Below are 23,107 nucleotides of genomic sequence, written 5' to 3' on the forward strand. Positions count from 1 at the left end.
CTTGTCTTGCCTTCTTTAATAATCATTTAAAATAGATTATACTATAATAACAATACCTATTTTAAAAAGGAGAATTTCCTATGACTGAAAATAATCAAACCGAAGAAAAAAAGAAGATTAGTCTTCAAGACCTAATGAAGCAGCAGTTAGCAAACAAAAAGAATCAATCTGCTTCAGGTAAAGGCCAGGCAATTAGCAGCCAAGCAACCCAGAAAATGAAAAGCCAGCAAACAAAGAAGCCAAGTAATACCCGCAGAAAAATGGGTGTCTAATGAACGGACGAAATCGAAAAGACCTGCAGCCTGGATTGACGGTTGATATTATTTTAAAAGCAGATCAACGAACAGGGAAGTTAACTAGAGGGGTTGTAAAAGATATACTTACCAACTCCTCTACCCATCCTCATGGCATCAAAGTCCGACTCACAGATGGGCAGGTTGGACGGGTACAAGTCATCCACACACACGAAAAATAATGAAAGCAACGCTCCTTGGCGTTGCTTTCATTTTTCTATTCCAAAGTGTTGTTTTGCCAATTGCTTAAATCTTTCATCCTCAATTAATTCTTTTGAAACCATCCCATCCTTCCACTCTGTCCAGGTTGAATTGGTTAAAGTTATATTCCCTTTACTAGTTAGCCGTGTAAGTAATTGCCCCTTACTAAAAGGAGATTCCGGGTGTTCTGCGATAATAGATTGAATCTCATTAAATTCCGTCACATCGTCAATACGCTTCCTGGTATCAAAGGTATAGCCTGTCTTCCATTCTGTATCTTTATGTTTTAGCTTCATTTCCAGCACATAGTCCCCATATTTTGTATTGAGTTTGCGAACTCTAAATTCCCCATTATGAGAGGTAACCGACTCACCTGTTAAAGGAACCGGTCTTAACGGTAAATTCCCACCAAAGCCAGTATCGACTACATAGCTTTGCCCTTCATGATTGACTAGAATGGTTACATGGGTTCTCCCCAGATCTTGAAATTCTTGTTTAGCTTGATTAAACACCACACCGCGTGCTAGGAAGGCGTCAAATCCATTTTCGATTAAATAAAAATAGAAAAGTGAATTTAATTCATAGCAAATTCCCCCTTCCTTCCTAACCAAAATTTTATTTACTAAGTTACTCTTGGTAATTTCATTGGTATTCTTCTCAATGATACATAAATTTTCAAACGGGATTGTTTGGGCTGTTTTTTCCAGAACAGTGGCTAATGTATCAAAAGTTATTGGATGTCCCTGAGATAATCCAATTCTTTCATAAAATAATTTATTTAGTTCAGGCATTGCAATCCCCCCTCATCGTTTAAACCTTATTCTACCAAATAACTCATCTAAACTAAAAAAAAAAAGCGAGCGTAATCAGCTCACTCTGTAAATCTCCATCGATTTGCCTTATTTTTTGTCACTTTCATTTAGCACAACTTCTGCCACAATCTTGTGCGATCCATAACGGAATTCTGTTCCACAATTTCATAGGCAGCATTCGTAATTGCTTGTGCTAAAGATTCTCCTGTTGCACAAAAATCATTAAAACAAACCTTTGACAATCCTTTTATTTCATACGTAAAGCCCAGCCCTTCTAACCGATCAACGATAAGCATAGCATGGTCTATGTTCTGTTCTGGCTGAAATTCAGACTCGTGAATGAATTTCCCTTGTTCATAATCATACCAGCGGTCCCACCTATTTAACTTCCAACCAAGGATTCTCCTTGCAATGGCATCGATTTTCATCATCGTTCATTCCCCTTTTTAATTAATAATCATTTTTTGTCCACTTTTTGTTATATAACAGTTTAATTAATTACTTATCATTATATAACAGGTGTGGGCCGTTTTCCAGTATCTGTTGGAAAATTTTCTATAAATTTTTTTTTGTTGGACATGCACCGAAAAAGAAACGTTCCGAAAAAAGATAAGCTCTTTTTGTTTGAGAAACAAGAGGATAGACAATAAAAAAAGAACATGCCCCAATCGACTCCAAGTTTGTTCTTTCCACGCATTAATTTATAGTTTGGCAGCGATGATCATTGTATTTTTCAGAATAATAGTTAATAAAAAAATGTTTGAGTACATAAATTTAGTAAGAGGATGAATTAAAAGGGGCAAAGGAATTGACTGAATTAGCTAAAGTTTTTTTCATAACCTTAGTAAGTGACATTGATAATATGTTAATTTTAGGAACTATTTTACGTAAATATACACATTTACGAATCACCTTGCCAGCTATTATTGTTCTAACTTTCTCACGGGCTATCTATGTTTTTATCATCAAGAGTATTTTGGGTGTCCCAATGCTGCAGCTATCGATGGGTCTCATTTTACTTTTGATTGCTTTTAAACTTGTTCGAAAATCAATCGACGGAGAACCATTAACAAGGCCTTTCAATCAATCTATTTTTTTAAAAATGAAAGTTTTATCTATCCTAGCGGCAACCGACTTTTTAATTTGTCTTGATAGTGTAGTCATTATTGCGGGTATATCTCAGCATGTTGAGGCGGTAACACTCGGAATCTTTTCAAGTCTTTTAGTATCGCTTCTATTCCTCCCATTCGTTGTAAAGCTCGCTACAAGCTTTTTTTGGATTAATATTATTGCAGGAGCATTTATTGCACAAAATGCTGTCATTGGCATTCTGAAGGATCCCGTATTAACTGGTTGGCTAAATACAATCAATAGACTTTTTCCGCATACGAATGTAATCAATATGACTGCAAATGGGGCAATTATTATTTTTATTGTTATCGGGGTCTATTCGTATATAAAGCATCAAAGAATCACTATCCATAAATAGAAATGATTCATATCTCCCCTTTGTAACTTGGAATACCCTACCATTTTGCCTAATTTGATAAATCAACAGCATTTTTTAGAACTTTGGTTCATACATAAAAGAATGGTGATACACCTAACTCTACAATATCCCCCAAGGAGGACTAGAATGATTCAGCAAACAGTGAAAATTAATAACAAAGCAGGATTATACGCCCAACCAGTCAATCAATTGGTTCAAGCAGCTTCGCAATTTAATTCGGATATTTTTCTTACCCATAAAGGAAGAACAGTTAATGTAAAGTCGGTTCTCGGCGTTTTATCTTTAGCCATACCAAAGCAGGCAGAAATTACTTTAGAGGTTTCCGGGGATGACGAAAACGAAGCAATCAATACAGTACTTCAAACCTTGAAGAAGTTTGAACAATAAGACAAAAAAACAGCTAGGTATCAACACCTAGCTGTTTTCTATATACAAGTTTCGTGATTTGTTTGTTTAAGTAGAAAAAGTGTGTAAGTAAACCTAACAAGAAACTTGGGTGATACCTTGTTTTGAAACTATAATGGATTTGTGACATTATTCCTTGAATGAAAACCATAGTGAGGGAAGGCACTTTGGTTTTCGTTCTTTCCATCAAATATTTTGTCGTCGTTTTTGTCTATTTCTTTGTAATTCGCTTTGTTTCCATATGTATTTTTGCATATATACTCTAAGTACATCTTTCATTGACTTTCCATTATTTTCGACAGCATCCCGAAAATTATCTCTTATGTTTTCTGGAATTTCGATACTGAGACGGACAGTTTGCGTCTTTTCCTCATTTCTATTTATTTTCGATTTACATTTGTGTATCTGCTGCATTATTTATCCTCCTGTATAAGTTCTCATCAATACACACTACGATTGAAATAGTCGTAAGAAAGTAAAAATTGAAAATATTACGGACCATTTTATCTTAACAACTGAAAACGGATACAGTTTAATTTTTTTATCGACAAATTCCGACATTTAGAAATTGGTAACTGCTCTTTAACAGAACATGGGAAAAACGCCGCCTTTTTATGGCAGCGTCATCGATATCCAATGGTTTTATGGTTAAACAGTTTGATGGTTTAACCTTTCCAGTTCCTCATCAATTCTTGCTATATCAATCCGTTTAAATAAGGGTTCAACGTTTGATAAACATTCCGTTTTAACTCCAAAGGATTTCCAATTTGTTTCTAGTATATTTAACATTTTTTTAACCTTTTCACTCGAAAAGGGAAGGAATGGAGTCAAGACATGTGCTAGGTTCCCTATTAGATAGACGCAATTTACTAAGGTTTGTTTACATGACTCAGGATTTTCGTGTACCTGCTTCCATGGCTGCTGTTCATCAAAATATTTATTTGCGAACCGAACTAGTTCAAAAATTTTTTCCAATCCTTGTTTGAAAGATGTACGTTCAATAGAATATCCAACTTCTTCGTATAAATGATTCACTTTATCTTGAATAGAAAGTGTAACGTCCTTTTTAGGTATAATACCTTCAAATGACTTTTCTATAAACATCAAGGTGCGATTTACGAAGTTCCCATATGCGCCCAATAATTCACTGTTATGACTATAGATGAATTCCTTCCAAGAAAAATCAGCATCACGGCTTTCCGGTGCATTAATTGTTAAAAAGTAACGAATGGAATCAGGCTCATATCTTTCTAAAATATCTGGAACCCAAACGGCCCAATTCTTACTTGTAGATAATTTTTTCTTTTCCAGCGTAAGATACTCGTTTGAAACGAGATGTGTCGGTAATGGCTCTTTTTCAATCCCTGCCAGAATCCCTGGCCATATAATGGAATGAAACGGGATATTATCTTTTCCATGTACGTAATAAGATGTTGAAGAAGATTCCCAAAACCCGGAGTCATTTTGATTCGTTTCTTTTGCCCATAGTTTACTGGCGGTATAATACCCCGAAACGGCTTCAATCCAAACGTAGATTTTCTTATCCTCATAACCTGATACCGGCACACTTACCCCAATGGGCAGATCCCTTGAAACGGCTCGATCTTGCAAGCCTTCTTTTAAATATCTTTTGGTCAACGATAGTGCATTTTCACGCCATAGATGGTTTCTTTCAGCTTGCAGAGTATGGTTTTCTAAAATAGTTTGAAAGGAACTTAACGAAAAGTAAAAATGCTCTGTTTTTCTTGTCGTGGGCGTATGTCCGCAAATTTTGCATTTTCTATTTAGTAATTCAAGCGGTTCTAACACACTTGAACAAGAATCACATTGATCTCCACGAGCCTGTGCCCCACAAACTGGACAAATCCCTTCCACATAGCGATCAGGTAAAAATTGCTGATCGTATTCACAATAGGTTTGCTCGATTTCTTTTTTGTAGATAAGATTCTTTTCAAGTAAAGCTAAAAATATCTCTTGAACAATTTGATGATGATGTGCTGTATCGGTTCTTGTATATACGTCGTAGGAAAATCCTAATCTTGAAAAACAGTCTACAAATTCTTGATGGTAGCGATCCGTAATTACTTGTGGTGATACCCCCTCTTGTTTTGCTCTGATGGTTATCGGTGTTCCATTACAATCGCTGCCTGATACATATAAAACCTCTTCTCCTTTTAAACGGTAATATCTCGCTAAAATATCACCAGGCAACAAACTTGAAATATGGCCAAGATGTAACGAGCCATTCGCATACGCCCACGCACCGCCGATAAAAATACTCATAATGAATACCTCCCACTATTAATTTAATAAAAACAAAAAAACCCCGCCTTAACTGTTACTAGTTAAGGACGAGGTTTATATACCACGTGATACCACCTTATTTCACAAATGGCTTACACCATTTGCCTCAGCAAGTACGGAGCTATAAAACGTGCTCATATACCGTGGCATTGATAACGAGTGCCAAAACTCGTCGTATCCTACTAATACAAATAGTACGTTCAGTACGAAGCTCAGAGACCATTGTTCAAATGATTGTTTTTTGCTTCTTTTCAGCTTCCGAAGCTCTCTGTGGAAAAACAAATTCATTCTACTTTTTCTCATCATTGCCTTTATTTGTTAATTAACAATTAGTTTATTGAATTTTATACATGAAGTCAATAAAAATCTTTGCTGGTTATTAAAGATAAGGACCATGCCTAGAGGTTGAGAAGCAAAAGAACCGTCCCCATGCTTATTTATTTTTCTCTCTGCCTTTCCCTTTCCCTTTTCCTTTTTCTTTTTGTTTTTTCCATTCTTCTGAATGATTCTTTTTGACTTCACTACCGTTGTTTCCACTGTTTTTTGTTGTGGCTTTTTCTTCTGTGTTTTTAGGTTTAACTGGGACTTCCGCAGAACTGTTCCCTTTTATATATAATTCATTATTTACTCGATAAACACTGTTTGGCTGCTGGAAACTAGATGAATCTGTTCCAAAGGATCGCATCATCGCTTTGAACATATATTGGGCAATTTTTGTCGTATTACCTGCCATGTAGTTACCAGATCCATTTTGTGCATATCCTGTCCAGACTGCCATGGTGTATTGTGGTGTGTATCCAGCAAACCAGCTATCATTTGTCGCTGTGCTTGGATAACCGTATTTCGCACGAGTCTTTGTATCAAAATTGGTTGTTCCAGTTTTTCCGGCAACATCTAACCCAGGAACATTCGCTGTCGTCCCTGTCCCTGTATTTACGACTGAACGTAACATGTCGGTTACCATATAGGCAGTGTAGTCTTGCATGACACGCTGTGACTTTTCGGCAAAATTAACAGCTTTACCATTCGGAAAAACAACCTTTTGGACAAAATGCGGTTTATTGTAGACACCATCGTTTCCAAAAGCACTGTACGCTCCTGCCATTTCTACAGGACTGACTGTATTACTTCCAATTGAATAAGATTCATAAACTTGGTCATTTTTAAATTTAATGCCGAGTTGTTCTGCAAAGTTCTTGGACCTATCAAGTCCCACTTCTCTAAGGGTGAGAAGCGCAGGAATATTATAAGATTTTTCAAGTGCTGTCCTAATCGTCAGTAATCCGTGATATTGATGGTCCCAGTTTGAAATCGGCTGACCGGTTGAATAGAAGGTCTCTTGGTCATCAATCTTATGAGCAGTTGACCATTTTAACTTTTCAATCGCCGGACCATAATCAAAAATCGGTTTAAATGAAGATCCTGGTTGACGATTTAAATCGACTGCAAAGTTGTTGCCAAGGAATTGTGCTTTATAGCCGTTTCGTCCACTTCCAATCGCCCTAACTTCTCCTGTTTTGGTATCTAGAAAGACAAAAGCTCCCTGAAAATTTGAATCTGGATAAGCAATAATTTCATTGGTATTCATCATTTTGTCTGCATAATCCTGTGCTTTCGGATCCAGTGTCGTATAAATAGATAACCCATCCTTACTTATGTCAACATCCTTCAGTTTTCCTTTTACCTCTTTCACCACTGCATCTAAAAATGCCTCGTATGGCATATTTTGTTGAGCTGTTTTTCCTACTAGTCCCTCTGTTATGGGGACTTTTGATGCTTCCTTCATTTGTTCAGCTGTTATATAACCATCTCTCAGCATCGAACTTAAAACAATATTTCTGCGTTTCGTTGCATCATCTCTGTTTTCAGGTTTTGTCGGATCGTAATTATTCGGACTCTGTGGCAGTCCAGCTAACATAGCTGCTTGTGCAAGCGATAATTTTTTCAAATCGTTGGCTTCTATACCATAGTAGTTCTTCGCTGCTGCTGCAATTCCATAAGAGCGGTTACCAAGGTAAATCTTGTTTAGATACATCATTAAAATATCATGCTTGGAATATTTTTGTTCTAACTGATACGCTAAGTCCCATTCCTGAACTTTTCGCTTTAATGTTTTCTCGGGAGTCAAAAACGAGTTCTTAATTACCTGCTGTGTAATCGTACTTCCGCCCTGTGATCCAAAATCTCCCGTTAAATTCACTAAAATAGCCTTGGCAGTCCTTTTTATGTCTATGCCGTGATGTTCATAGAAATGAGAATCCTCCGTAGCAATAAATGCCTCTTCAAGCACTTTTGGTACTTGATCATACGTAATTTTAGTCCGCTTTTCTTTTCCATATTCATATAAAAAATTTCCGTCTTTATCATAGAATTTTGTTGAAAGCGGATCGACCAGTTTAGAAGAATCCAACTTAGGTACATTTTTTATCATAGAAGCAAAAGTAATCGCTCCTGCACCTGTTGACACGAGTCCGAGCACTAAACAGACGATGATTATTTTTTTAAACATGGAACCTTTTTTTGGTAATCGATTGCTCTTTTGTTGACTTTGTCTCGCTTTTTCCGCTGCTTTTCGTTCTTCACGAGATTGATAAGTTTCTTCTGACATTCTACTACTCTCCCCTATACATAGTTACTCAAAGTTGATTTAAGAGGCATTTTTTAATTACAACATATGGATGAGGTTATATTTTAGCCGATTTTGTTCATTTACACGAATATAACGTATTAAAGAACTATTAATCCAGTGATCTCCTTGGCTGTCTCTAGCAAGAAAGTATTTCCGTTGCTCAATTTTTTCAAGTATCTCTTGAACAACCTCTTCCTTTTTAGTATCGGTCTCTTTAAGTATTCTTTCTCGTTTAATATCATTTTCTAAGGTATAACAAACCACAAATTCCTTCAAAAAACTCTCCCCTATTCTCTATTCCCCTGTTTACTCAGTTGATGAAGCAGTTTAATAATCTAAAAGCTGACTTTTTTACGAAAAAAAGGGAACACCCTCCCTTTATTAAGCCATATATAGAAGTTCGTAAGAAACTCATTTTTTATGAGGGAATCTAACTTAAAATTTCATTCTGTTAATAATACAGTTAATCGGATAAAAAAAAAATCGACCAATTGGCCGATTTTCATAAATCTTAATAAATTTTATCTCCATTGAAAATGGAATTCTTCACAATAACATAATCTACATTTCGAATGGCTGAGAGCTTGTTACCGCCAGCATAAGAAATTGAAGATTGCAGATCCTGCTCCATTTCCACTAGGGTATCTTGTAAAGAACCTTTGAATTTCACATACATCTTTTTGCCTTCAACATTTTTTTTCTCGCCTTTTTGAAACTCGGAAGCTGAACCAAAATATTCTTTATAAAGCTCTCCGTCTTTTTCAACTGTTTCTCCCGGAGATTCTTCATGCCCAGCAAACAACGAACCAATCATCACCATAGAAGCCCCAAATCGAATTGACTTGGCAATATCACCATGCGTACGGATGCCTCCATCAGCAATTATAGGTTTGCTTGCTGCCTTTGCACACCATCTAAGTGCAGCTAATTGCCATCCGCCAGTCCCAAATCCAGTTTTTATTTTAGTAATACAAACCTTACCTGGACCAATTCCGACTTTTGTAGCATCTGCACCTGCATGCTCCAGTTCTCTTACAGCTTCAGGTGTTCCAACATTTCCGGCAATTACAAAACTTCCAGGAAGATGTTTCTTGATATGCTGAATCATATTAATAACAGCATTGGAATGTCCGTGTGCAATATCAATGGTAATGTATTCAGGTGTAAGATTTTCTTCTGCTAATTCTTTAATAAAGCGATACTCATCTTCTTTTACGCCGACACTAATCGATGCATACAATCCTCTTGCTTGCATGTCTTTAACAAAATCCAAGCGCTTCTCTGGCTGAAAACGATGCATAATATAGAAGTAATTATTTTCTGCTAAGTAAACGGCAATCTTCTCATCTATAATTGTCTGCATATTTGCAGGCACAACCGGCAGTTTAAATGTACGGCCGCCAAATGTAACCGTTGTATCACATTCAGTACGGCTGTTTACGATTGATTTTGCTGGTACAAGCTGAATATCTTCATAGTCAAATACATTATCCATGTGTTTTCACTCCATATTTAGGTTTGGTATTAAGAATAAGTTTTTAATTTAAAATAACTTATCTAATATTAATAGTCTTCCGAAAGTGAACCGTTTCATCCACTACTTCAAGTTGTGATTTAATACATTTTTGTGTTAAACCCAAAATTGATTGTATAACACGAATATTAGTTTGTCAATTAATAATAATGTTCGTCTTTTAGGTTAAAAGAAACCTTTCATGATAAAAATAAAACTTTTTCTCGATAATCGGACATTTATGCTGATAATTCTAATATTTCTTCAATAGTAAGGTATTATAATAGTCTTAATGGATTGAAGAGCCTAACATTAAGAACAATAAAAAATGAGGACGCTTCGTGATAACGGATTTCGTTTCTATCGCATACATTAAAAATGTAAATTAAAATGAGTGCCAAATTGTATATGAATTTGACACTCATTTATTGTTTGTGAAGCGATTTGTACAGAAATCACACTAAAATTTGTATAGCTGTTTTTGAAATATAAATCATTTGTATGGACGTAAGAGGAAGTGGTGGGAATTTTACGATAAGCCCAAATTTTTTATAAGGGTTGAACTTCCTTTCGATATTGGCCCTTATATCCTATGTCTATGTGGTTCCTTAAATTTTCAAATGGAAACTTTAAAAAGTTTGTATTGATTAATGCGATAGCGAATGGACTCTTTGCTTTTCTCTTCATTCCTTTCTTAAATAAAATTAAAATTGTTCCTCTAAATTCCGTAACAAAGATCGCTGGATCCGGTCTATACGTTATCCAGGTATCAATTTAACCAAATTTGGCAGCGAATATTAAAATAGACCTCCCGTCCTTATTTTCTTCTAACAGCAGACCGATTCAACCAATTAATTCTACCCCTATCTAGGAAACATAAATAATATGGGATAAAAGATACACAAGTTATTCGAAAAAAGGTTAAATAAGGAAGATTTGGCAAATCATAAGTAGTAGAAGGAGGATTTGAAATGAAATTTACTATTCGTATTTTCTACAGGGAAAACTTTAATAATTCATTATTTGAAAGAGAGCTAAAAAAATCCTTAGAGGAAATTAGTGTATCTGTTACAAGTATTAATTTTAATCAATTTGAAGAAAAATACCTACATAATAAAAGGAATATTATTGAGATAAATGTTGAAGTTAAAGGGGACTATATCGATTACAGAACTGTTTTTGGTTGTGTATTTTTAGTGTTAGATGAACTTTCTTTAAATTTATCCGGATTAGATATAAATGAATAATAGGCTTCCCTAAGTGCTTTTGTATTTCTAAATTTCCCCCAAAAAAATTTGTTTTAAGGAGGAAATTATAAAAGAATTTATTATTTAATATATAGAAGATAATGAAGTTGGTGGCCATAGAAAGGAAATCCTCGTTGTGGGCGAAGACTTTCAATCATGCTATGAAGAGTATATTCAAAAATATCCAACCATGGTATTGTTCTCAATTTGATGAAGACCACAAAGCCATAAATCTTCTCCGCCCTAACAATATTCAAATAGAAAAAGTCACTGACGAAAATAGAATCGGTTAATTTGTCCATAAAATTCCTATTTCTTTATTATTCACACTATTAGATTCAGTTAACATTTATTTAATTGACCTACTAGTTAATGGTGGTTCATTAAACCAACCTTTTTTAACTAATAGCTTAAACCCTTTTTCTGAAAAACTTTGGACCTGTTCCATTAATTCATTTAGTATTTTGACATGACTCTTCTTATAACTAGATACAGCAGCGTTTTGTAAATTTATTATTCCAATAGGATTTAAAAACATTATTAGATTCGTCATTAACTTATCGGAAAATGGAGATTCATGGACACTATAAACGAAGCTCTCTAGTCCAGTTGTAGTACTAATTCCGTTTTCCCTGAAAATATCCGATAAAGTAGCAGCTTGATGAAATGCTAATTTCTTGCCATCATTAATTAATTGTTTTGACTCTTCATCTTTTACAACATCAGCAAAAGCAGTGCATAGAGCAACACCAACATTATTGCATTGAAGTGCACTATACATATGTCCCAATTCTACCGCATTAAGTGGTCTCAATTGTGTAGATACAACCTTAAACAGTTTACTCTCTCTTTCATTTGCTTTCATGTATAAAAATGGACTGTTTTGTAACAAGTTCTTTTCTTTTAATAAACCTAAAAGAGATTCATCAATTTGAATAAGCTTAGTGAGGACTTTACTAAAGAATTTCTTTACATTCATATCCGTTAGTTCTGAATATTGAGAAGCGAGGACCCGCATCCCATTTCCGGTAATATGCTTAAGAATTTCAATGATTAATTGATCGGTAAAAAGCTTTACTGAGGAGTTATATAAATCAGCTTCACTGAAAAATGGCGTTTCATTATAACCGCTGTCATTTAATATCTTTGTAGCCTCTTTTTCTTGAAATGTAGATAATGAATTGATTTCATCTAGAACACTTCTCAAATCCTTATCCTCAGCGGTGTCAATAAGGTTTTTTAAAATAATATTAACCATATTTGAATTTGATTGTAGATACCAAAGAAAGCCGAACTCATTTACGTTCATACAAAAGGCTCCTTCATTATTTATTTTCTCTTATTAGAATGACAAAAATATTGGTAATTATTCAGGGTTATTTCTAATTAATACATTTAGTCTCAATCTCAAACTTTTTTAATTATTGTAATTTATATAATTTAATTAGAGTTTCTGTTAAGAATACTAATTAAATTCACTGGCTCTCAGGTTTCTCAATAACTTATTTAATAATTTTCATTAGTAAAAGGCCTATCCAAATTCCTGGTATCACGCACAAAATTGGTAACCATATTGGGCCAAATAAAAATCCGAATATCTTGAAAGTTGATGAATATATACACCCCACTGTTACAAAGAAAGCAGAAAAAACGAATGGGAAATAAGAATATTTTCTATTTCCTCCACCAGCATCTTTATAAGCATCCCACATAGCAAAAAAGTATAAACAAGGGTAAAACATTAGCCATAAGTAATCAGTTTGAGCAATGGATTTTTCGATTTCTCCATGAAAACTCGAAATTATAACAACATTAAAATTTGCATTTACATTTATAAGGAATTCTAAAAATACAAAAACAATACCTTTTATTAGTTTGCCATTTAAAAATTGACCAAAGCCAGGAAGAGCAATACTCCATAGTAATACTTCTTTTGAGTTAGCCACCTAATTTTAGCTCCTTACCAAGTTTCTTATAGTGTGATTATGTCAATTGTAAAAAAGGCAATCGCACTAATCATTATTCATTAAAAACTTAATTAGTTTTTTATTATGGAAATAAAATTTAACATGACACCAACGTAACCTTAGAATGTCCTGCTTAACATATAAAATGTGATAAATTAAAGGGTAACCTAAATAATTAGGGCAGCTAACTCTGACAGCTTTTCTTAGTAAAGTAACGTGGAGTGGAACAAGAGAGTTAAAAATCCAGTAGTACTATCTTTTATACCACTAGACTGAAATCGTGCATTTGACTTTATACAAGGGTCAGTCTAACTGCTCCTTTTTATTCATAAAATTTAGTTTTAAAAAACCAGTTGTGAAAAGCTTGTGTTATGTAATCAGTTATCCATATTGTTATAAAACTCCAATACCAAGTCCATTTTTTATATTTAATTAACTTTGTATATTTCACTGCAATTATTTCAAAGATGACTATTACAGAAGTACTAATAAAGCAATGCAGGATTTTTAAAAGGTTAGATTTATTTTTTTGATAGTACAAACTAAATAAAGCGCACAGTCCAGGATATATAAAGTATTCAAATGAAAAAGCAGCTTTATTTGCTTCTTTGAAAAATAAGCGATATGGATAGGAAATTAAGTTTTTTTCTACCACTACTAATCCAAAAATCCATGTTAGTGCTTGTTTAAATAAAAATACAACTAGTGATTCACGAATTTTATTTTTTGGTGTAAATTTTATTAATAATAATGAAACAATTATCCAGGATGAAATTTCGATTGTTTTCTCTGCTGTATTTCATTAATTATCCCCCTTTAATAAATAGTTTTTACTTTTAGAATTGATTAATTCAATTTTTATTTAAGGTAAAATTATAATACGAAGATAATATGAAATAAAACAGTAAGGGATATTAAGCTAAGCGTTGATTCAAGAAGGATCAACGATCTTATTGTATAGTCCTCCTCTGTTTGTAAAACCAATTTACAAAAAGCAGCACTTTAACAATGGTCTTGCAGCAACGATCGTTTCCAAAGAAATAGCTAAGAGCTGGAATTTTGTTTTTCTTTATTTCCAAACATAAATCGACATAAAAAAAGACCCTCACAGGGTCCTTCTTATTAATTCAAACTATTTCTATAAACATAAGGGTCATTCGGCTTTGGAATGATTTTGTAGCTTGTCACTTTTAAAACAGGTATTTTGGTTTTCATTTGTGGATAATAGACTGTATCCATGGTTCCTGTCGCCTGATACCACTGGTCATTTGGGATATGAATATTGTTCGGGAATTGAATCATCAAACCAAAAGCTCCAGAGTCTGCGACACAGTGAATCATCCCGAATCGAAGTAAAAATAGTTGGTTGGATTGTAATCCAGGGCCATTGTAAGTAAATCCTTTCATCGTAAGAGTTTTCCCTACAAAATCCCCTGAAAAATTATATAGCACTTCTAAACCGACTAAATAGTCTTTATCTGTTAAAGTAATATTATTTTTTGGAATATAAGACTTCGACTCTTTCCTGACTAAATCCGTAAAATCAGATTGGTTCATGAATTTACTCATATCAGGATTCAGAACTTGATGGGTTCCGTACTGATCACCTCCGTCTTCTAATGTTGGAAATGAAAATCCCTTGGCATTTACTAGCTGTGAATCAAGAGTTGCCACCGGCAAAACTACGCCAGAAATAGCAGGAATTAACACAAGAGAGTATGCCAATAATTTTTTTATTTTCTTTCCAGCAGATGGTTTCTTTTTTCCGTGAACATGGTCATGATGATCGTGGCTACAATCACAATCATGTTCTTTTTCTTTCTTCTCTCCAGATGACCATAATTTAATTCCTTCGACAACTGTAAGTATGAACAAAATCACGATCATACTCTCCGATAGGAAGCTATATTTCATATTTATATATTTTGAAATATTTCCTGTGGTATGCAGCATAAAAAACAAGTTTGTAGTAAGTATTAAAATAAGGACTTTAAACATCATCACACATCCTTTACAACAGAAGTGAACCAATGAATACAAATGACGAAATTAATGAAACTAAAAGAAGAGCAAATTTTGCTTTAAAAGACCCAAACATCATCAGTAAATTTTTAATATCTACCATATTGCCAAACACTAAGAAAGAAACGATTGACGTTTGGGGGAAAAAATTACGAAAAGATGCGGCTACAAAAGCATCTGCTTCCGAACAAACAGATAAGATAAAAGCTAAAACCATCATAACCAATATAGCAGTTACATGCGTACCGCCCAGTGTTGTTAATATCCGTGTAGGTACATAAACTTGCATTGTAGATGCAAGTAGTGCACCCAGAACTACGTATTTTCCCATATTAAAAAATTCGTCAATCGTATGGTTAAGAACACTCCATAATTTTTGTCTAGTATTCTGGTGGGAATGGTCGTGAACATGTATTTCATTATTTTCTTTTAGTGGGTTGTCCTTTATGACAAAAGATAAAACAAGTCCAACTAAAATGGAAACACCGATTGCTAACCCTGCTCGGTACCCTACCATCGTCCAGCTATCTCCGAATGCAATAAATGTAGCAAATAAAACAATCGGATTGATAATTGGACCAGAAAGCATAAAGGCAATTGCTGCGTGAGGGGCGAGTCCCTTTTTTATTAACCGTGAAACGATGGGAACAATCCCACATTCACATCCAGGAAATAATACTCCCATAAAACTAGCAGCCACAACAGATAAATATCTATTTTTCGGCAGAATTCTAAGCAGTGTATTTTCAGAAACAAAAACTTCTATCAGTGCAGAAATAAAAGCCCCAACGACAATAAATGGGAATGCTTCAATGATAATACTTATAAAAATCGTATTCAATTGTAATAATCGATCCATGCATATTCCTCCTGTGATATCACACAATTGGTCTCTTTAAAAAAACAACTACTATCATATCAAAATGATCAAGAATTTGATATGTTTTGATTTTCCATATGAGTAAATAGTTTTCCCATCAAAATATATTAAACTATCTTTGTGACGAAAATGTTAACAATTTAAAAGTATTTTCAATAACCAGTAATAATTAGAAATAAAAAATCCAGACAATTACGACTGGATTTCTCTTTATAAGCTATTTTTAGTTGTAAATTCACTTTTGTAATAGGAAAACGGAACCCGTTACCTTCGTGCGGTCATCACTCTTTCGAATTACACCCGATTCTTTAAATTTTAACTGATTCCACTGTTTCTTTTATTCATCAGCTTTATTACCTGCTCCTTTGGGTTCCAGCAATCAAATTTATAGTTCGTTTTTGTTTCATAACCTAATCGGCTGCAAAAATAAGTGATTCCTTCTGATTTTTTCTCTATTTTAAAATGACGGCATGTTGCACAGCAATGGAAATCTTTCATGGACACCAGCACCTTTGCATCTTCAAAATAACAGGGAAAAAACTTGCGATTTTTTCTCTGTTATTTATAGTTTATATTTTTCAGACCGGAGTGGTAAGCTATTGGGTCAGCCTTTTTCATTATTGAATCAATAAACATTTGACTGCGATGAAAATCCTGAATTTGCGGAAGCAGTTCCACTTTCAACGTTGCAGCAAGGGTGGTGTGAACGTATAACATGTCCCGAAACAAATCGACTGCTCCACAATAATTCGGGTAAAAGCTATCTCCCGTACCGAATACGGCTGTGACCAAGTCTTTATTGTCAAGCTCCTCTAATCCTTGATAGAGTTTCCACATCTCTTTAGGGATTTCACCATCTCCCCACGAATAGGTGCCAATCGCGATCGCATTAAAGATACTTAGAAGCTCAAGGGGGAAATCTTCAATCCTATAAATGTACACGTCCACTGAACGGCCAATCAAGTTTCGATAAATCAGCTCGGCTAATTCTTTGGTGTTACCTGTAACAGACGAATAAACAATGGCAATCTTCATCTTATAATTCGTCAAACCCGTTGGACTGTGAGACTTTTGAGTAGGTTCTTGATTTTTGCTCAAAGAAATCCGACTTCGTCTCATTCACCATATCATCTCCAAACACTTGGATCCATGGCATAGGGTTTATTTTTTCAGGATATAAATTGTTCAATCCCAGCTGTCTCAATCTCTTATTTGCCAGATATTCGACATACCCATCAAACTCCTGTAAATCAATACCTTTTATTTCAGCTAAAATGTAATGAGCCCACTCCTTCTCCAGCTTGACTGCCTCGTTTATGGTTTGATATACATAGTTGATATTTTCATCTGTATGAAGAGCAGGATTTTCCGTTAAAAGAATGCGGATAAACTGAGCTATAAAATAGGCATGCTGCATTTCATCGCGTTGGATATAACTAATCATCGTACTGGTTTTCAGCATTTTTTGCTGACGAGCTAAATGATAGAAAAAGGCAAACCCTGCGTAAAAGTAGATTCCTTCAAGATTGATAGAATTCACACCTAATTGGAATAAAGTTTGTGGTGTAGGATTCTCTCTAAACTGCTCATAAGCATCTAAAATTAATTGATTTCGCTTCTTTACAATTGGATCCATTTTGGCCTGATTGAACCGTTCATTTTGTTCGCCAATCGAGACCAAGGAGCTTAGGATATAGGAATAGGATTCATTATGGACCGCTTCTTGCTGTGAAATCACAGCAAAGATTGCTTTGAAGCTAGAGTCTGTTACATAATCCATGACCTGACTCATCGTCGGTGTTTGCAAGCTGTCAAGTGAGGCAAGCTGTGTGTTTATTCGCAGGAAAACATCTTTTTCTGTATCACTTAGGGAATCCCACTGTTTAATATCATCCTGCATATTAATTTCTTGCGCCTTCCAAAAATTCGCAAGCAAGGTTTGATACAAATCATACATTTTCGGATAGGCAATATCATTCCAATTCAACAAACCTGATGACTTGCCATTGATAATTCCGGTTGACTTATTAGGATATACCGGGTTTAATAGTTTAATTTTGGTTAATGGTGTCTGAATCATTTTGTAAATACCTCCCTTTTTTCACTAACTATGGCATGCTTCACATTCGTTGATTTCTGTTTGAGATGTACTTCTGACGTAATAAGTTGTTTTTAAACCTTGCTTCCAGGCTTCCATATGAAGATTCAATAGGTCCTTCGCTTTAATGTCATGACGAACATAAAGATTAAAGCTAATCGATTGATCAATGTGCCGCTGGCGGGCAGCATTTTGTCGAATGCTCCAAGTCTGATCCAAGACATGTCTCGACCGGCGATAATAGTTATAAGTGTTATGATCTAAATCGGGTGCCGTGACTTTAAATTTGAAATTCTTCTTTTCTTCCGCGTATTCGACCGCATACAATGGATCAATTCCATCTGTCGAACCACCGATTTTTGCTGTAGATGAATTAGGAGCAATCGCCATCATCCAGCCATTTCTCACTCCGAATTTGGAAACATCCTCTTTTAGCTGTTTCCACCGTATACTTTTATAACCTTTTCTCTCAAAATAACGGCCCGTTTGCCATTCTGACCCAGCGAACTTACTATAAAAGCCTTTTTCCTTTGCTAACAACATCGAGGAACGAATGGTATAGTAGGCAATTTCCTCATAAAGTCGGTCGGCAAAGGAAACAGCCTCATCTGATTCCCAGAAGATCCCCTCTAAGGCAAGGAGGTGATGCCAGCCAAATGTACCCAAACCAATGGCGCGATATTTTTTATTGGTCACTTCGGCTTGTCCGACTGAAATGGTATTAAGATCAATGACGTTATCTAACATTCTTACCTGAATGGAAATTAACCGCTCTAAAACATGCACTGATTTAGGCAGATTAATAGAAGATAAATTACAAACTACAAAATCCCCGGGTTTGCGAACAATCACGATATTCCCATCTTCATCCTTATATTCTTTGACAATGGTTGTAGCAGACATATTTTGAGCGATTTCCGTACACAAATTGCTGCAGAAAATAGACGTTCGTCCCAATCCGGCTATATGTTTGTTAGGATTTTGCCGGTTGACTTCATCTCGATAAAACATATATGGCGTTCCTGTTTCTAATTGAGATATCATTATTCGCGCCATAATATCCATTGCCCGATACGTTTTCCTTGGCAGTAATGGATGCCTTACCGCTTCTTCGTATTTTTCAGTAAAGAACTTTTCATCCAGCTCGTCATAAAAATCTTCTAAACCCAGAGGCGTTCCGTCTTCATCCTTCCATCCCATGATTTGTTTGACTTGATGCGGACAAAAGGTATGCCATTCTCCCACACTTCGGCCATTTTCATCGACTTCTTCCAGTTTCCTCATAAATAAATCAGGGATGGAAACACCCGTAAAAATATCATGTGCCTTTCGTCTTTCGTCTCCATTGTTTGTTTTTAAATCCAAAAAGCCATTCATCATGTCTTTATGGAAAACATCTAAGTAAACGGCGATGGCTCCTTGTCTTTGACCCAGTTGGTCGACACTCACTGCGGTATCGTTGATGAGTCTGATCCACGGAACCACACCGGATGAATTTCCTTTGAATTTTTTAATATCAGACCCTAACGCCCGTACTTTTCCAAGATAAATACCAATACCGCCGCCATCTTTACTTAGGCGGGCAATGTCCCAATTGTTTAAATAAATTCCGTCTAACGAATCGTCTACCGTATCAATAAAACAGGACGAAAGCTGCCCAAAACTCTTCCCAGCATTAGAGAGCGTCGGGGTCGCAACGGTCATATATAGGTTGCTTAATGCCCAGTATGCTTCTTTCACATAGAGTAATCGCTTTTCCCTAGACTCGTTTTTCATCAAGGTCATCGCGATGATCATAAAGCGTTCTTGAGGCAGTTCGTAGATTCTTCCCTCGTAGTCTTTGGCAAGGTATCTGTCTGCTAACAAAAATAAACCTATATAATTAAACAAAAGGTCCTTGTCTGAGTCTATTTCCGCCCCGAGGTTTTCAATTTCTTCCTTGGTATAATCATTTAATACATTTTCAGAGTAGATACCTATGTTCGTCAGATATGTAAGTAGTTTATAGAAATCACCGTATTTTTCGTTTTGCTGATATCCTCTATGTTTGGCTGCTTTCTCATATAAATCATTTAAAAATAAGTTTGCCGCCAGAAAGGTCCAGTTTGGGTCCTCCATGGAGATTTGATTTAAGGCATAGATCAGTGATTGTTCGTAGCGTGTTGACTGCTCTAGCTCAGATATCTTTTTATAGAGCAGAGTGGTGTCTAGTTTGTATTTTTCATTTGCTGTTTTGATGGCTTCTAAAACAGCATCCATCTCTGGATGATTTTTTACAGTCATTTATATTACCCCTTTTTTATGACCGTGGCTCCAGTATTTTGGGGAGTTCGGGCATAAATATTCTTATTTGTGACCGTCACACCTATTTTTTCTGGAACTCGGGCATAATTTACTTTTTTTGTTACCATTGCTTCTCATTTCCCGGACTCTCGGGCACAATTAACGTTTTTTTTACCGTATTCCCTCTTTTTCACACACACTCGGGCACAAACATCAAAAAACCCATCTTCAGAGAAGATGGGTTTAATAAAACGTGGATTGATCTAGTAAAACAGCAGGATCACTGTATTAGTCAGAATACCCCTCGTTCTATCTTCCCACTTCCCGAAGAAGATAACACGCTATAAAAATGGCAGGTCTCCTGACTTATGCTTTGAACCTACTTTAATCCCTTCCCGTCCTATGACAGTGGATATAATTATTTCGTCAGCATATACAGTTGCGGGTACAGTTCTGGATTTTCACCAGATTCCCTATTAAGTCTCTATGGACACCATTTTCATTGGTTATTATCTATATTTAGTATCTTTTCAAAAAAATAAACACTAAATATTGTATATCAACTAATATAGTATACTACTCTCACTTTGACAAGTAATTTATTTTTTCACAACAAGATTAACTCTCACCTGGTGTGCTGCTGCTATCATTACCTCTAGGGCCGCAACAGACTCCTCCAACCCGCGGGTTTTCAAACCACAGTCAGGATTTATCCAGAACAGCTTCGGATCAAGGACTTGAAGGGCCCTCTCAATGTTTCTTGTCAACTCTTCAAGTGCTGGTACACGAGGACTATGAATATCATAAACTCCGAGACCAATCCCTTTTTCATACGTATTTTCTTCAAAAGCAGACAGTAGTTCACCATGACTGCGGGATGTCTCAATTGAAATCACATCCGCATCGAGTGCCTTTATTGCATCGATAATATCTTCAAAATTGGCATAACACATATGCGTATGAATTTGGGTCTCATTTTGAACGGATGCGGTGGCAAGCTTGAAGGCATAAACGGCAGCATTCAAATAATTCTCCCAGTTCTCACGCTTTAGTGGCAGTCCTTCACGGAGTGCAGGCTCATCCACTTGAATCATTCGGATTCCACTTTCCTCAAGTATTTCAACTTCTTTGCGAAGGGCAAGGGCAATTTGATTGGCCACCTCATAACGTGGAATATCATCGCGGACAAACGACCAATTTAGAATCGTAATCGGACCTGTCAACATCCCTTTTACAGGCTTTGTCGTTAACGACTGTGCAAAAATTGTTTCCTTGACGGTCATTGGGACCTGGAAGGAAACATCTCCATAAATGAGCGGCGGCTTTACACAGCGGGAGCCGTAGGATTGTACCCAACCGAATTTAGTGAATTGAAACCCAGCTAATTTTTCTCCAAAATATTCAACCATATCGGTCCGCTCAAATTCTCCATGGACCAATACATCTAGGCCTAGTTCTTCTTGAATTTCTATCCATTTTTTAATTTCTGTATTGATATAATTCTCATATTCCGCATCTGTTAACTCGTCTTTACGCCATAGTTGACGCTGTTTTCGGACCTCCTGTGTTTGCGGGAAGCTCCCAATAGTGGTGGTGGGCAATAGTGGTAATTGAAATGTGTCTTCCTGAATGACTTGTCGATTCTTAAATGGCACTTCCCGTTCAGCCCTAAATGAAGCCAAGTTTTCAATGTCCTTTTGCACTTGTTGATTGTTTCGGAAGGATGATTCATTCAATGCATTAATTGCTTTTGTACTAGCTTCCAGCTCTTCTTGAATGGAGTCTTTCCCTTGACGAAGTCCTTTTGTTAGAATAACAACCTCGGATAATTTTTCATCCGCAAAGGATAGCGCATTTTTCAGTACCCCTTCCAGTGCTTCTTCACTTTTCACTGTTACAGGCACATGTAATATGCTTGATGAGGGCTGGACAATCAAGCGGTCCTTCGAAACACTCTCGGCAATTTCTGCAAGTAACGATGTTTTTTCATCAAGATTGGCGCGCCAGATATTCCGGCCATCGATAACTCCAGCGGCAAGTACTTTATTTTTCGGGAATCCCCACTTCTTCAAAGAGGCAAGATTCTTACCACAATCATGGACGAAATCCAAGCCAATTCCCTGAACAGGAAGGGAAATAATCTCGCTGTAATAATCGGTGCTATCAAAGTACGTTTGCAACAGAAGCTTTACGTTTGGTGCTGCCTCATGCAATTGGCGGTAGACGTCAGAAAATAGCTCTACCTCTTCTTTAGAAAGGGTTGTCACTAACATAGGCTCGTCGATTTGTACCCATTCCACACCTTCGGCCTCAAGCTCATTAAGTATTTCAGCATATAGCGGCACAAACTGTTGAACCACTGTTTTAAAATCACTATACCCTTTTGAGAGTTTGACAAAGGTAACCGGCCCTAAAATAACTGGCTTTCCTTCAATCCCCAGTTTTTGTTTTGCCTCTTGATAAAACTGAAGTGGACGGTTATCAACAAGCGTCGGAACAGCTCCCTCCAGCTCAGGAACAATATAGTGATAGTTCGTGTTAAACCATTTTGTCATTTCAGCTGCCACGGCATCTTTTCTTCCTCGTGCAATTTCAAAATAGGTTTCTAGTGACACTTTTCCACCATTATGATTAAACCGCTTAGGCACCAGACCGAACATTACAGCTGTATCTAGCACATGGTCATATAGGCTAAAATCACCGACTGGAATCAGATCAATCCCCTGGTCCTTTTGCTTCTGAAGATGCTGCAGGCGAAGCTCTTCCATTTGTGTTAAAAATAGCTCTTTTTCTATTTTCCCTGCCCAAAACTGTTCAAGGACCTTTTTCCACTCGCGTTTTTCTCCAATTCTTGGATAACCCAAATTCGAACTCTTCATCTTGTTTTACATCCCCTTATATGTTTCTTTTTTGTCCCAATAAAAAATCTCCCTTTTCTTATAG

22 protein-coding genes, 1 riboswitch and 1 other annotated feature are annotated in these 23,107 nt (G+C 36.0%); of the genes, 5 read left to right on the forward strand and 17 right to left on the reverse strand.

Features of this window, described 5'->3' with window-relative positions; translation table 11 throughout:
* Positions 1–80: 80 nt before the first annotated feature.
* Entirely contained in the window at positions 81–272 is a 192-nt protein-coding gene (locus L1999_RS18245) for a hypothetical protein (RefSeq protein WP_235739863.1), read from the forward strand.
* Entirely contained in the window at positions 272–475 is a 204-nt protein-coding gene (locus tag L1999_RS18250; protein WP_235739864.1) for a YwbE family protein, read from the forward strand. Before L1999_RS18245 ends, L1999_RS18250 begins: the two co-directional genes overlap by 1 nt.
* A gap of 27 nt (positions 476–502) precedes the next feature.
* On the opposite strand, the gene L1999_RS18255 is transcribed toward L1999_RS18250, so the two are convergent.
* On the reverse strand, positions 503–1,285 hold the full coding sequence (locus L1999_RS18255) for an arylamine N-acetyltransferase family protein (protein ID WP_235739865.1): 783 nt from the start codon (positions 1,283–1,285) through the stop codon (positions 503–505).
* Between the two features lie 128 nt (positions 1,286–1,413).
* Positions 1,414–1,737: a BC1872 family protein gene (locus L1999_RS18260; protein ID WP_235739866.1), complete on the reverse strand. Its 324-nt coding sequence runs from the start codon at positions 1,735–1,737 to the stop codon at positions 1,414–1,416.
* 377 nt (positions 1,738–2,114) lie between these two features.
* Here L1999_RS18260 and L1999_RS18265 point away from each other — a divergent pair, with 377 nt between their 5' ends.
* Together L1999_RS18265 and L1999_RS18270 are read left to right on the forward strand one after the other, a co-directional pair.
* Positions 2,115–2,795 carry a TerC family protein gene (locus L1999_RS18265; RefSeq protein WP_235739867.1) on the forward strand — a complete coding sequence of 227 codons (681 nt, stop codon included), beginning with the start codon at positions 2,115–2,117 and terminating at the stop codon, positions 2,793–2,795.
* Between the two features lie 147 nt (positions 2,796–2,942).
* A complete protein-coding gene (locus L1999_RS18270) occupies positions 2,943–3,203 on the forward strand; it encodes an HPr family phosphocarrier protein (RefSeq protein WP_235739868.1) in 261 nt (86 codons plus the stop codon).
* A 204-nt stretch (positions 3,204–3,407) separates the two neighbouring features.
* Here L1999_RS18270 and L1999_RS18275 read toward each other — a convergent pair whose 3' ends face one another.
* From L1999_RS18275 to guaC, 5 genes are all read right to left on the reverse strand, one after another.
* Complete coding sequence (locus tag L1999_RS18275; protein WP_215041875.1) at positions 3,408–3,635, reverse strand: hypothetical protein; 228 nt, start codon at positions 3,633–3,635, stop codon at positions 3,408–3,410.
* Positions 3,636–3,869: 234 nt separating this feature from the next.
* Positions 3,870–5,504, reverse strand: coding sequence for a methionine--tRNA ligase (gene metG, locus L1999_RS18280; RefSeq protein WP_235739869.1), 1,635 nt, complete (start codon positions 5,502–5,504; stop codon positions 3,870–3,872).
* A 61-nt stretch (positions 5,505–5,565) separates the two neighbouring features.
* Positions 5,566–5,840 (reverse strand) — a binding site (T-box leader).
* Between the two features lie 118 nt (positions 5,841–5,958).
* Positions 5,959–8,133, reverse strand: coding sequence for a transglycosylase domain-containing protein (locus L1999_RS18285; RefSeq protein ID WP_235739870.1), 2,175 nt, complete (start codon positions 8,131–8,133; stop codon positions 5,959–5,961).
* A 57-nt stretch (positions 8,134–8,190) separates the two neighbouring features.
* Positions 8,191–8,430: a hypothetical protein gene (locus L1999_RS18290; protein WP_235739871.1), complete on the reverse strand. Its 240-nt coding sequence runs from the start codon at positions 8,428–8,430 to the stop codon at positions 8,191–8,193.
* 235 nt (positions 8,431–8,665) lie between these two features.
* On the reverse strand, positions 8,666–9,649 hold the full coding sequence (gene guaC / locus L1999_RS18295) for a GMP reductase (protein ID WP_235739872.1): 984 nt from the start codon (positions 9,647–9,649) through the stop codon (positions 8,666–8,668).
* Between the two features lie 989 nt (positions 9,650–10,638).
* On the opposite strand from guaC, the gene L1999_RS18300 reads away from it, so the two are divergent.
* Positions 10,639–10,914 (forward strand): hypothetical protein, encoded by a 276-nt coding sequence (locus L1999_RS18300; protein WP_235739873.1) that lies wholly within the window; start codon positions 10,639–10,641, stop codon positions 10,912–10,914.
* A gap of 349 nt (positions 10,915–11,263) precedes the next feature.
* Here L1999_RS18300 and L1999_RS18305 read toward each other — a convergent pair whose 3' ends face one another.
* From L1999_RS18305 to metE, 10 genes are all read right to left on the reverse strand, one after another.
* The gene (locus tag L1999_RS18305) at positions 11,264–12,223 is read right to left on the reverse strand and encodes a DUF3231 family protein (protein ID WP_235739874.1); all 960 of its coding nucleotides are present in this window, start codon (positions 12,221–12,223) and stop codon (positions 11,264–11,266) included.
* 193 nt (positions 12,224–12,416) lie between these two features.
* On the reverse strand, positions 12,417–12,860 hold the full coding sequence (locus tag L1999_RS18310; RefSeq protein WP_235739875.1) for a hypothetical protein: 444 nt from the start codon (positions 12,858–12,860) through the stop codon (positions 12,417–12,419).
* A gap of 343 nt (positions 12,861–13,203) precedes the next feature.
* On the reverse strand, positions 13,204–13,662 hold the full coding sequence (locus L1999_RS29805; protein ID WP_345790905.1) for a CBO0543 family protein: 459 nt from the start codon (positions 13,660–13,662) through the stop codon (positions 13,204–13,206).
* 341 nt (positions 13,663–14,003) lie between these two features.
* Entirely contained in the window at positions 14,004–14,882 is an 879-nt protein-coding gene (locus L1999_RS18315) for a TIGR03943 family putative permease subunit (RefSeq protein WP_235739876.1), read from the reverse strand.
* Between the two features lie 10 nt (positions 14,883–14,892).
* Positions 14,893–15,762, reverse strand: coding sequence for a permease (locus L1999_RS18320; RefSeq protein WP_235739877.1), 870 nt, complete (start codon positions 15,760–15,762; stop codon positions 14,893–14,895).
* 336 nt (positions 15,763–16,098) lie between these two features.
* Entirely contained in the window at positions 16,099–16,281 is a 183-nt protein-coding gene (locus tag L1999_RS18325) for a hypothetical protein (protein ID WP_235739878.1), read from the reverse strand.
* Positions 16,282–16,341: 60 nt separating this feature from the next.
* Positions 16,342–16,881 (reverse strand): flavodoxin domain-containing protein, encoded by a 540-nt coding sequence (locus L1999_RS18330; RefSeq protein WP_345790857.1) that lies wholly within the window; start codon positions 16,879–16,881, stop codon positions 16,342–16,344.
* Positions 16,820–17,863 carry a ribonucleotide-diphosphate reductase subunit beta gene (locus L1999_RS18335; RefSeq protein WP_235739880.1) on the reverse strand — a complete coding sequence of 348 codons (1,044 nt, stop codon included), beginning with the start codon at positions 17,861–17,863 and terminating at the stop codon, positions 16,820–16,822. Before L1999_RS18335 ends, L1999_RS18330 begins: the two co-directional genes overlap by 62 nt.
* 24 nt (positions 17,864–17,887) lie before the next feature.
* Positions 17,888–20,164 carry a ribonucleoside-diphosphate reductase subunit alpha gene (locus tag L1999_RS18340; protein ID WP_235739881.1) on the reverse strand — a complete coding sequence of 759 codons (2,277 nt, stop codon included), beginning with the start codon at positions 20,162–20,164 and terminating at the stop codon, positions 17,888–17,890.
* 334 nt (positions 20,165–20,498) lie between these two features.
* A riboswitch (cobalamin riboswitch) is annotated at positions 20,499–20,677 on the reverse strand.
* An 86-nt stretch (positions 20,678–20,763) separates the two neighbouring features.
* Complete coding sequence (gene metE, locus L1999_RS18345; RefSeq protein ID WP_235739882.1) at positions 20,764–23,043, reverse strand: 5-methyltetrahydropteroyltriglutamate--homocysteine S-methyltransferase; 2,280 nt, start codon at positions 23,041–23,043, stop codon at positions 20,764–20,766.
* Positions 23,044–23,107 lie beyond the last annotated feature (64 nt).

The organism is Neobacillus drentensis, assembly GCF_021560175.1.
In the GTDB taxonomy this organism is placed as follows: domain Bacteria; phylum Bacillota; class Bacilli; order Bacillales; family Cytobacillaceae; genus Neobacillus; species Neobacillus drentensis_A.